The sequence below is a fragment of the Arthrobacter sp. H5 genome, from assembly GCF_000520595.1.
Classification (GTDB): Bacteria; Actinomycetota; Actinomycetes; order Actinomycetales; family Micrococcaceae; genus Arthrobacter_D.
Window position 1 is genome coordinate 34,249 of sequence record NZ_KI914983.1, and the last position, 10,468, is coordinate 44,716.

Below are 10,468 nucleotides of genomic sequence, written 5' to 3' on the forward strand. Positions count from 1 at the left end.
TCTTCGCGCAGCTCAGGCAGTTGGCCAAGCCTCTCGGTATCACCCTCTCCCCTGAACCCGTTGACCCCGTGGGCAATGACACCGCCGTACACATCAGCCTGCTTTCAGGGCTGCTCAGCCATATTGGCCTCTATGACCAGCGAAAACGCGAGTACACCGGTGCGCGCGGAACCCGGTTTGCCGTGTTTCCCGGCTCCGCGCTGTTCAAGAAGTCCCCGGACTGGGTGATGGCTGCTGAGCTCGTGGAAACCTCCAGGCTCTGGGCGCGCGTTGCCGCGAAGTTCGATCCCTTGTGGGCCGAGGAAGTTGCTCCGGACCTGGTGAAGCGCAGCTACAGTGAGCCGCACTGGTCCCGGAAGATGGGATCGGTGATGGCCTATGAGAAGGTCACTCTGTACGGTGTGCCGATCGTGCCGCAACGACGCATCAACTACGGCCGTATCGACCGGGAGCTCGCACGCGAACTGTTCATCCGGCACGCGCTCGTGGAGGGTGACTGGAAAACCCACCACAAGTTCTTCCATCGCAATAAGGCGCGGATGGCCGAGATCGAGGAACTGGAAAACCGGATGCGCCGCCGCGACCTGATGGTCGACGACGAAACCCTGTTTGACTTCTATGCCGCCCGGGTGGGACCCGAAGTGGTATCCGAACGCCATTTCGACAAGTGGTGGAAGGACGCCCGCCATACCGATCCGGAACTGCTGGACTTCAAGCCGGAGGAACTGCTCAGCCGGGATGCAGACCTCGACGAAACCGCTTTTCCCAAAGCATGGCATCAGGATGGTTTCGAGCTGCCCCTGAGCTACGAGTTTTCTCCCGGGGTGCAGGGCGCAGCCGACGGCGTCACCGTGACCATCCCTGTCCTGTTCCTCAATCAGCTCGCCGCCAGACCGTTCCACTGGCAGATCCCGGGGCTGCGGACGGAACTGGTGACCGCGCTCATCAAGTCCCTGCCCAAACAGGTTCGGAAGAACTTCATTCCAGCCCCGGATGTGGCACGGTCCGCCGTCGAGTCGCTCCACAACGACTTCGATCCCGCCCGGGATGACCTGGAGGAATCCCTCGAGCTGGCCCTGCGCAGGTTGAAGGGGCACATCATTCCGCCGGGCTCCTGGAACCGTTCCGTGCTGCCCGGGCATTTGCTGATGAGCTTCCAGGTGGTTGATGCCCAAGGCAAGATCCTCGATGAGGGCAAGGACCTCGATGCGCTGAAAGAGTCGCTGGCGCCCCAGACCCGGCGGGCGATCGCTGAGTCATTGGGCGCCACACCAGCCACCACAAAACCCGCGCGCAGAACAGTATCGCCAGTGGTTGAGCATCCAGGTATCAAGGAAGTCTCCGGCGCAACTGCGTGGACCTTCGGGGACATCCCCCCGCAGGTCTCCAGATCGGTCGGCGGACACACCATTACCGGCTATCCCGCGCTCACGGATGAAGGCGGTTCCGTGGGCCTCACTGTCTTCCCCAACCCGGGTGAGCAGCAGGCATCGATGCGCGCGGGCGTCATCCGGCTGCTGGCCGCGCGAGTTCCCAGCCCGGCCAAGTACGTCCTCGAGCACCTCAGCAACGCCGAAAAATTGACCTTCACCCAGAACCCTCACGGCAGCGTTGCGGCGCTGATCGAGGACTGCACCATTGCCGCCATAGACAAGCTCACACCCGTTGACCTGCCCTGGACCGAAGCCGGGTTCAACGCGTTGTATGAAACCGTCCGCGCGGAACTCATCGATACGGTGTTCACGGTCACCGCCACCGTGGAGAAAATTCTCGCGAGCACGCGCCGGATCGAAAAGCAGCTCAAGGGCAGTGCCAGCCTCGCCCTCATTACCGCCCTGAACGATGTCAAGAGCCAGCTCGAACAACTCGTCTACCAGGGCTTCGTCGCCCGGACCGGCTATGCCCAGCTCACCCACCTGCCCCGCTATCTGGCAGGCATCGAGACCCGTCTCACCAAACTGGCAGGCAACGTCCAGCGCGATGGTGTGGGAACCGCCGTCGTGCAGCGGTTGGAAGACGACTACGACGACGCCGTCGCCGCCCTGGTGCCGACCGGCCGGATGGTTCCTCCCGGACTCGCGCGGGTCCGTTGGATGCTGGAGGAACTGCGGATCAGCCTGTTCGCCCAGGAGCTGGGAACCGCCTACACCGTATCCGAGAAGCGGCTGCGGGTGGCGCTGGGTGAGGCGCTAGCGGCCTGACCGCCGCCCGAAAGCTCTAATCCGGAACGTTCGCCTCGTAGCCGGCGGCGCGTAGGGCGGCCCTCAGCTTCTCGGCATTGTCATCCATGCGGGCGGGATCAGGATTGTGGTCGACGTTGTGAACATCAAAATCGGCGGCACTCTGCGTAGGCCAGACATGCACGTGCAGATGCGGAACCTCGTAGCCTTCCATCAGTACGCCGACCCGTTTGGCTGAGAACGCCACGGTTTGTGCCTTGGCGATGGTCTGCGCAACGCTCATGATCTTCGACAGCAGTTCCGGCTCGGCTTCGACCCAGTGCTCCACCTCCTGGCGCGGCACCACCATGACGTGCCCATCCGTGATCGGTGCGATCGTCAGGAAGGCAACGACGTCGTCGTCCTTCCAGACAAACCGCCCGGGGATCTCGCCATCAATGATTTTCGTGAACAAGGTGCTCATGTTTCTCCTTCTAGGCGCCGGTTGCCACCGGCAGCCCGGATCTAGCTGACCACTGCGACCAGGACCCTGGATACAGCGCGGCGTCGAATCCGGCGATCTCCAAGGCAGCGACCTCGTGCGCCGCGGTGATCCCCGATCCGCAGTACACGGCAACTTCGGCGGTGTCCGTGACACCGAGCGCTTCGAACCGCCGGCGGAGCTCTGCCGGGGATTTGAACGTCTTTGCCGGAGTCAGGTTGTCTGTCGTGGGTGCGCAGGCTGCACCCGGAATGTGCCCTGCCTTCGCATCGATGGGCTCGGTTTCGCCCCTGAAGCGCTCCCCTGCCCTGGCATCGAGCAGGATTCCAGCAAACGACGCTACTGCGTCGATGTCCGTGGCCGGCATTCCGGCGGCGCCCAGCGACACATCGCCCAGACAGTGCTGTTCCTCCCCGCCCTCGGTTTCGAAGCCTGCCGCGCGCCAGGCGGTGAGGCCGCCGTCGAGCAGGTGAACATTGAGTCCGGCGTTCCGCAGCAGCCACCACACGCGTGCGGCGGCCAGGTTGCCGGTGTCATCGTAGGCAACCACAACGTCGTCGTTGTTAATGCCCCACTGACGTGCGGCCTCCTCAAGCGTGGCTGGATCGGGAAGGGGGTGACGGCCCTCCAATGCGGAAGGCGCGGCGCAAAGCTGAGTTTCGAGGTCCACATACACGGCCCCGGGAATATGAGCTGATCGGTACTGTTCGCGGCCGCGGGGGTCACCCAACGCCCATCGAACATCCAGCAGAACCGTCTGCTTGCCGGAGATCATCCGGTTCTGCAGGGTCTGCACGTCCATCAGAGTCTCCATGAAGATCTCCTTTTGAAAGTGTGACCGGTGGCACACCGGTCATGGTGTGAACCAAGTCCACCACAGCATTGGGCGGTACTCCAATTGGGGCCGCACCAGCCCATAGAGTAGGACCGTGAACATCTCCATTCCAGTACCCAGCCGCGTCTGGACCGATGAAGCGCTCTCCCGTATCGAGGCCGAGAATAACCGTTCCGCGGACACCCACCTCTATGCGGTGGCCCTTCCGGAGCACTGGGGCGTGGATCTCTTCCTGAAGGACGAGTCGACCCACCGGACCGGCAGCCTCAAGCACCGGTTGGCACGTTCTCTCTTCCTGTTTGGCCTGGTGAACGGCTGGATCAGGGAAGGCACCACAATCGTTGAGGCTTCCAGCGGCTCAACCGCGGTGTCGGAGGCTTACTTCGCCCAGCTGCTCGGCCTGCCGTTCACCGCAGTGATGACGCGGACCACCAGCCCGGAAAAGATCGCCCTGATCGAACAATTTGGGGGCGTCTGCCACTTCGTGGAGCACGCGTCGGAGGTCTACGCAACCGCCGGGAAGCTCGCTGCGGACTCCGGCGGCCACTACATGGACCAGTTCACCTACGCGGAACGCGCCACCGACTGGCGAGGGAACAACAACATCGCCGAATCGATCTTTGAACAGCTCTCCCTGGAGCGCCACCCCGTGCCGGAATGGATTGTGGTTGGAGCCGGAACCGGCGGAACCAGCGCCACAATCGGCCGTTACCTGCGGTACCACCGGCACGCCACCCGCCTGGCGGTGGTGGACCCGGAGAATTCTGCCTTCTACCCTGCCTGGAAGGACCCCCGTTCGGCGGCGTCAGGGCTTCCTTCCCGCATCGAGGGTATCGGCCGCCCCCGGCGCGAACCCAGCTTCATACCCGAAGTCATCGACCACATGATCCAGGTTCCGGACGCCGGCTCGGTGGCCGCGATGCGCCACCTGAAACAGTTCGCCGGGCTGCACGCCGGACCGTCAACGGGGACAAATCTGTGGGGCGTATGGCAACTGATCGCCGGAATGGTTGCAGAGGGCAGGACCGGCAGCGTGGTGTCGCTGATGTGCGATGCGGGCGATCGCTATGCCTGCACGTACGACGACGACGGCTGGCTGGCCGCGCACGGCCTGGACCCGGCACCCCACGAGCGATCGCTGGAGACGTTTCTTTCCACCGGACAGTGGAATCCGGGCCCCCAGCAGCCAACCGGATAGCCCAATCGTCACTGAAAGGGTACAAATGGGTGATGACTAACTCCCTGGTACTTGGACCCATGATGCGCCACGTGGACGAAACCTCGGCGAGCATCTGGGTGGAGACCGCGGAGGATGCGCGCGTGTTGGTCCGCGCCGGAGGTTCATCCTGGGAAGCACGAACCTTCGCCGTTCACGGCCACCATTACGCGCTGGTAGAGGCCGACGGTCTGCACACGGGAACCGTCACCCCTTACACAGTGGAAATCAACGGCGTCAAAGTCTGGCCGGAGGCAGACACCGACTACCCGTCGTCGGTCATTGCCACCTTGAAACCGGGCAAGCCCCTCCGCATGGCCTTTGGCTCGTGCCGGACCAGTGTGTCCCACGATGAAGAAGGCAACAGCAAGCACGGCGTCGATTCGATGCGGGCCTACGCGCTGCACATGGCCGCAGATCACGGCGACGCGTGGCCGGACCTGGTCATGTTCCTGGGCGACCAGGTCTACGCCGATGTCACCAGCAATGAAATGCAGCAGTTCATCCGGGACAGGCGGAACATCGAGGAACCTCCCGGCGAGGAACTCCAGGACTACGAAGAATACGCGCATCTCTATAAACTCGCCTGGTCGGACGGCGCCAACCGCTGGCTTCTCTCCACTCTGCCCAGCGCCATGATCTTCGACGATCACGATATCCGCGACGACTGGAACGCATCCCTCACCTGGAAGCAGGAGATGGAGAAGACACCATGGTGGCAGGGACGTATTGTTTCCGGACTCGCTTCCTACTGGGTCTACCAACACCTGGGCAACCTTTCACCGGATCAGCGGGCGGAGGATGAGATCTGGCAGCAGGTGGCGGCCCACCGCGGGGAGGACGAACTGGATCTCAGCTCCACCCTCGATGTCTTCGCCGACCGGGCGAACCAATATCCCACCAGCTACCGGTGGAGCTACTACCGCGACATTGGCGAGGTCCGGATGATTACCATCGATTCGAGAGCTGCGCGGGTGCTCGACCCGGCCAAACGTTCCCTCCTCGATGATGAAGAGCTGGCCTGGCTGGACGGCTTGATGCAGGGCGGATTCCGGCAGCTGTTAATCGCCTCGTCGCTACCATTCCTGCTGCCACGCGGACTTCACCACATTGAATCCTGGAACGAGGCCCTGTCCGAAGGTGCCTGGGGCGCGCGCGGCTCAAGAATAGGCGAGAAGATCCGGCGGACCGTGGACCTGGAACACTGGGCCGCCTTCCAGAAGAGCTTCCGGGCCGTAGCTGACATGGCGACGGAGGTTGCGGACGGTAAACGCGGGCCGGCACCCGAGACCGTGACCTTCCTCTAGGGAGACGTGCACTTCTCCTACGTGGCCGAGGTGCAGCGGGACTCGGGCAGCCGCATTGTGCAGGCGGTCTGCTCGCCTATCCGCAATCCGCTCCCCCGGGTCATGCGCTTCGCCACGGCAACAATGTCCTACGGGGTCGCCAGCCCGGTGGGAGCCCTGGTGGCACGGTCCGTCAAAGTCCCCAAGCCGCCGTTCCGCTGGTCCGGGCTGAGGGGTCCGTGGTTCGATAACAACCTTGCGGGCCTGGAGGATGGCCCGAATGGACTCAAGCTGTGGTGGTCAACAGGTGTGGTGGAGGACGGCGACCACCTCAATCCCCGGTTGAAGGAAGTGGCCACGCTGACGGTGGATCCCCGCGGGCGCTAGAGCTCCACGCTTTCCCGAGGCTCCAGATGGCGAAATTCTGTCCCATAGTGGGCACCCAGCCTCATCACATGGCCCTCGACCATGGACAGGCCGGTTTCGTTCAGCAGCGCATCATGGATCTGGTACGCCCGTGGAGCGCGGACGGAAGTGACAAAATCAATCACTTCAGCCGTCTTCGACCAGGGCGCATGCACCGGAACCAGGAGCGTCTGCACAGCCGCGCCGTGCGGAACAATGAAGGAATCACCGGGGTGGTACAGGTTGTCTTCGATGAAGTATCCGATGTTTTTCACCACCGGAATATGCGGGTGGATCAACGCGTGCTGTCCGCCAAAGGTCTGGACGTCAAACCCGGCAATACTGTAGCGCGCTCCCGGTTCAGCTGAATGGACCCTGCTGCCGGCGTCGTCGTCGCCGAGGCTCTCCCGCAGCGACGCCACCACACCCTCCGGCGCATAAAGCTCAAGGGCAGCGTCGGCACGGAGGGCGGCCGCAACCCTCTCCCGGTCAAGGTGATCGGCGTGCTCATGGGTGATCAGGACCGCGCTGGCCCCCTTGAGGGCTTCCTCCACCTCGGAAAAATTCCCAGGATCAATGACAATGACCTTGCCGTCCTGCTCAAGCCGGACGCAGGCATGGGTGAACTTGGTGAGCAGCATGTGCCCACCCTACCGCCGGGACCGGCAGGCAGGGCAGGGCGGGCGCTGGTAACCTTGACGCTGGTCCTTTATAAACCACACGTCCACGCCGCAAGGAGGCACCCCCGCCATGCCACCCGAAGCAGCTCCTTCAACCCGTAAAGGCTCCGAGCAACGGGTCACGAAACAGCGTCGCGCCGTCAGCGCCGCACTGGATGAACTTGACGACTTTGTGAGCACCCAGGAGTTATACCGCCAGCTTCACAGCAAGGGCGAAACCGTCTCATTGGCCACCGCCTACCGCATCCTCCAGTCCATGGCGGACGACGGCTTGGTGGATGTCCTCCGCAACGGCGAGGGTGAGGCGGTGTACCGCCGCTGCGCGGTGGAGCACCACCACCATCATCTGCTCTGCCGCAACTGCGGCCGGGCAGTGGAAATTGAAGCACCCGCAGTTGAACAGTGGGCAGCGCGCGTTGCCGAGGATCATGGCTACACCGACGTGGCTCACACTGTCGAGATCTATGGGTTGTGCCCGGAGTGCACCGCGGCGAAGCTCGCTTAGACAGTCCTAAGCGGGTTGTGCCGCACGTTCCGCAGCGGTCGACGAACGCCCGCGCTGCCAACTGATTGCACGGCATACCAGGTAGATCAGGAACGAAATAGTGGTCACATACGGGCTGATCGGGATGCGTCCGCCGAGCGCCAGTAAAATCCCGCCAACCACCGACGTGCAGGCGAAGACAACGCTCAACAGCACCACCAGCCGCGGTGACGAGGTGACCTTCAGCGCCGCCGCCGCGGGCGTAATGAGGAGGGCCAGCACCAGCAGCGCTCCCACCACCTGAATGGACAGCGCCACTGAAACGCCCAGCAGGAACATGAAGGCAAGGGACAAACCGCGCACCGGCACACCGCGTGCGTCCGCGAGATCCGCGTCCACGCTGGCAAAGGTCAGCGGCCGCCAAATGGCGGCCAGGGCAACCATGACGACGACGGCGCACCCCGCCAGCAGCGTCAGCTGGACCTCGTCAACAGAGACGATCTGCCCCGTCAGCAGCCCAAACTTGTTGGCGGCCCGGCCTTCATACAGGGCGAGGAAAAGGATGCCCAAGCCAAGGCCAAAGGGCATGATGACCCCGATGATCGAGTTGCGGTCGCGTGCCCTGATCCCCATGAGTCCCAGCAGCAGCGCTGCAATCACGGAGCCCACCAGCGAACCGAAGACCACATTGGCCCCGATCAGCAGCGCAAAGGCGGCGCCCGCAAAGGACAGCTCAGCAATTCCATGCACGGCGAAGGCGAGGTCGCGCATCATCACGAACGTCCCGATCAACCCGCCCAGCAGGCCAAGCACTGCGCCTGCCCAGATCGAATTCTGCACCAGGGGAAGAAGCTCGCCATAGTTCTCGAAGTTGAAGACCGCGTTCATGAAATCCTGAAAATCCACGGATCACTTCACCTCTGCATGGTGGTGGGTGGTGGCGTCGGGAAGTCCAACCACCACAATCCGGCCATTGTTATTGATGACTTCAACATTGCTGTTGTAGAGATCGGACAGGACTTCACTGGTCATCACCTCTTCCGGTGTTCCCACCCGGAAGCGTCCGCCGGCCAGGTATAAAACACGGTCAACGTAGTCGATCACCGGGTTGATCTCATGAGTCACGAAGACCACTGCGCTGTCATTGTCGCGGCACTGTGCATCGATGAGGCGGCTGACTGCCTGCTGGTGGTGCAGATCCAGGGACAGTAGGGGCTCGTCGCAGAGCAGGACTTTGGGATCGGTTGCCAATGCCTGGGCAACGCGGAGGCGCTGTTGTTCGCCGCCGGAGAGCCTGCCCACCGGAGCGTCCGCGTAGGAAAGCGCCCCCACCTTCTCCAGCAGCGCGTCTACCGAGGACCTGTAGGCCGCGCCCCTCAGCCGCAGACCCCACTTATGGCCGTCGATTCCCAGTCCAACCAGGTCCCGGGCACGCAGCGGCGTTTCAGGAGCAAAAGACTTCTGCTGCGGTACATAGCCAAACTCACGGCTGCCGCGGTGTACGCGACCGCCGTCGATCAGCGCCGCTCCAGAGTCCAGGTTCTGCAGCCCGAGAAGAACCTTCAGGAGGCTGGTCTTGCCGGAACCGTTTGGCCCCAGAACGGCCAGGAACTCCCCCGGGTTGATGTCCAGGTCAAGGTCCTGCCAGAGAGTCCGGCCGCCGAAGGAAAGGGACGCTGACCGCAGGCTAACCACCGGACCGGTCACATTCTCTCCTGGCTGCAGTTTGTCTTGGTGTATCTCAGATAACTGCAATTCTGTCAGGAGTTCAGCGCTTGGGCGATTCCGTCCACGTTGGCGGTCATCCAGGTGATGTAGTCGCCGCCGTCAGGTACGGTCTCGGTAAAGGTGACGATGGGAACGCCGGCCGCTTCCGCGGCATCACGCACGGACACCGTTTGTGGCCCCTCGGTCTGTTGGTTATAGGCAAGAAACGCGGGGCCTCCTTCTTCCATCAGGACCTGCATTTCGTTGAGGGCCGCCACCGGTACATCCGATCCCTCTTCGATGGCCTCAATGAAGTCGGGCGGCGTACCGTCCTGGAGGCCGGCGGCTTCCAGGAGGTACCACGGCACAGGTTCGGTCATGGCTACGCTCCGGTCCTCCGCCCCCGCTGCCAGCTCATCGAGTTGCGCCTGCAGTCCCGCGGAGGATTCGCTGAAGCTGGCCGCGTTGGCCTCATACGTCCCGGCGTTGTCAGGATCCAGGGTGGAGAGCTTCGCCGCGATTTCAGCGGCAAGTTTGTCCATTGCCGGCAGGCTGTACCAGACGTGTTCGTTGAAATCGCCGTGCGCGTGGGCATCCTCCTCGTCCGCATGATCTTCCCCGGCAGGCTCTTCCGCGGCATACTCTTCGCCTGCATGTTCACCCTCGGCGTCCTCGGGTGCCAGTCCCGAAATGTCAACGGCTGTCAGCACGTAGTCGTGGTCCATTTCGACGTCGTCCGCCAGCAGGTGGAGAAAGGTGTCATAGCCTCCACCGTTCTCAACGAGCAGTTCCGCCTTCGAGACGGCGAGCTTGTCCTGCACCGTTGCCTCGTAGGAATGCGGGTCCTGGCTGAGGCTGTTCACGATCGCCGTCACCTCGACATTGTCACCGCCAATGGTTTCGACAATGTCCCCGTACACGTTGGTGGAGGTAACCACCTGGATCGTGCCGTCTTCTGCGGCTTGGGCTGTGCCCTCCCCTGCCGACTGGCCGCAGCCGGACATTGCCAGGGCAACCCCCCCGGCTACAACTATCGAAACTACGGAACGCGCGGTCGCACGGCGCATGAAAACCTCGATCTACTCGCAATGAGAATTGGTAACGTTTGGCGTAATTGCGAGTCTAACCTAAACGCGAATCATTCGCATCTTGAAAATAGCGACGCTCCCACCCAAACGGCGGCTGCCACCAACA

Annotated in this window: 11 protein-coding genes; 5 read left to right on the forward strand and 6 right to left on the reverse strand. The window is 62.8% G+C overall.

Annotated elements, in window-relative coordinates; all coding sequences use genetic code 11:
• Nucleotides 1–2,201, forward strand: a 2,201-nt coding sequence (hrpA, locus tag Y708_RS23090) for an ATP-dependent RNA helicase HrpA (protein WP_035775400.1), incomplete at its 5' end; no start/stop codon positions are given.
• 16 nt (nt 2,202–2,217) lie between these two features.
• Here the strand turns inward: hrpA and Y708_RS0105475 are convergent.
• Nucleotides 2,218–2,643, reverse strand: a complete 426-nt coding sequence (locus tag Y708_RS0105475; RefSeq protein ID WP_028279148.1) for an HIT family protein — start codon at nt 2,641–2,643, stop codon at nt 2,218–2,220.
• 10 nt (nt 2,644–2,653) lie between these two features.
• The gene (locus Y708_RS0105480) at nt 2,654–3,475 is read right to left on the reverse strand and encodes a sulfurtransferase (RefSeq protein ID WP_028279149.1); all 822 of its coding nucleotides are present in this window, start codon (nt 3,473–3,475) and stop codon (nt 2,654–2,656) included.
• A gap of 115 nt (nt 3,476–3,590) precedes the next feature.
• On the opposite strand from Y708_RS0105480, the gene Y708_RS0105485 reads away from it, so the two are divergent.
• From Y708_RS0105485 to Y708_RS31485, 3 genes are read left to right on the forward strand one after another with little or no spacing between them, the layout of a single operon-like run.
• Entirely contained in the window at nt 3,591–4,694 is a 1,104-nt protein-coding gene (locus Y708_RS0105485; protein ID WP_028279150.1) for a PLP-dependent cysteine synthase family protein, read from the forward strand.
• Between the two features lie 32 nt (nt 4,695–4,726).
• Nucleotides 4,727–6,019, forward strand: coding sequence for a DUF7800 domain-containing protein (locus Y708_RS23095; RefSeq protein ID WP_343212951.1), 1,293 nt, complete (start codon nt 4,727–4,729; stop codon nt 6,017–6,019).
• 6 nt (nt 6,020–6,025) lie between these two features.
• Nucleotides 6,026–6,385 (forward strand): hypothetical protein, encoded by a 360-nt coding sequence (locus Y708_RS31485; RefSeq protein ID WP_343212952.1) that lies wholly within the window; start codon nt 6,026–6,028, stop codon nt 6,383–6,385.
• Here Y708_RS31485 and Y708_RS0105495 read toward each other — a convergent pair.
• A complete protein-coding gene (locus Y708_RS0105495; protein WP_028279151.1) occupies nt 6,382–7,044 on the reverse strand; it encodes an MBL fold metallo-hydrolase in 663 nt (220 codons plus the stop codon). The genes Y708_RS31485 and Y708_RS0105495 overlap by 4 nt on opposite strands.
• A 109-nt stretch (nt 7,045–7,153) precedes the next feature.
• Between Y708_RS0105495 and Y708_RS0105500 the strand changes: the two genes are divergently transcribed.
• Nucleotides 7,154–7,588 carry a Fur family transcriptional regulator gene (locus tag Y708_RS0105500; protein ID WP_028279152.1) on the forward strand — a complete coding sequence of 145 codons (435 nt, stop codon included), beginning with the start codon at nt 7,154–7,156 and terminating at the stop codon, nt 7,586–7,588.
• A 6-nt stretch (nt 7,589–7,594) separates the two neighbouring features.
• On the opposite strand, the gene Y708_RS0105505 is transcribed toward Y708_RS0105500, so the two are convergent.
• From Y708_RS0105505 to Y708_RS0105515, 3 genes are read right to left on the reverse strand one after another with little or no spacing between them, the layout of a single operon-like run.
• Nucleotides 7,595–8,455, reverse strand: a complete 861-nt coding sequence (locus tag Y708_RS0105505; RefSeq protein ID WP_155853708.1) for a metal ABC transporter permease — start codon at nt 8,453–8,455, stop codon at nt 7,595–7,597.
• 21 nt (nt 8,456–8,476) lie between these two features.
• The gene (locus Y708_RS0105510; protein WP_253905696.1) at nt 8,477–9,274 is read right to left on the reverse strand and encodes a metal ABC transporter ATP-binding protein; all 798 of its coding nucleotides are present in this window, start codon (nt 9,272–9,274) and stop codon (nt 8,477–8,479) included.
• 53 nt (nt 9,275–9,327) lie between these two features.
• Nucleotides 9,328–10,341: a metal ABC transporter solute-binding protein, Zn/Mn family gene (locus Y708_RS0105515; RefSeq protein ID WP_028279155.1), complete on the reverse strand. Its 1,014-nt coding sequence runs from the start codon at nt 10,339–10,341 to the stop codon at nt 9,328–9,330.
• Between the last annotated feature and the right edge of the window lie 127 nt (nt 10,342–10,468).

Bases quoted from the DNA above. Each gene is read 5' to 3' on its own strand.
- Y708_RS0105475 (WP_028279148.1), bottom strand. From the start codon at position 2,643: ATGAGCACCTTGTTCACGAAAATCATTGATGGCGAGATCCCCGGGCGG.
- Y708_RS0105480 (WP_028279149.1), bottom strand. From the start codon at position 3,475: ATGGAGACTCTGATGGACGTGCAGACCCTGCAGAACCGGATGATCTCC.
- Y708_RS23095 (WP_343212951.1), top strand. From the start codon at position 4,727: ATGACTAACTCCCTGGTACTTGGACCCATGATGCGCCACGTGGACGAA.
- Y708_RS0105495 (WP_028279151.1), bottom strand. From the start codon at position 7,044: ATGCTGCTCACCAAGTTCACCCATGCCTGCGTCCGGCTTGAGCAGGAC.
- Y708_RS0105500 (WP_028279152.1), top strand. From the start codon at position 7,154: ATGCCACCCGAAGCAGCTCCTTCAACCCGTAAAGGCTCCGAGCAACGG.
- Y708_RS0105505 (WP_155853708.1), bottom strand. From the start codon at position 8,455: ATGAACGCGGTCTTCAACTTCGAGAACTATGGCGAGCTTCTTCCCCTG.
- Y708_RS0105515 (WP_028279155.1), bottom strand. From the start codon at position 10,341: ATGCGCCGTGCGACCGCGCGTTCCGTAGTTTCGATAGTTGTAGCCGGG.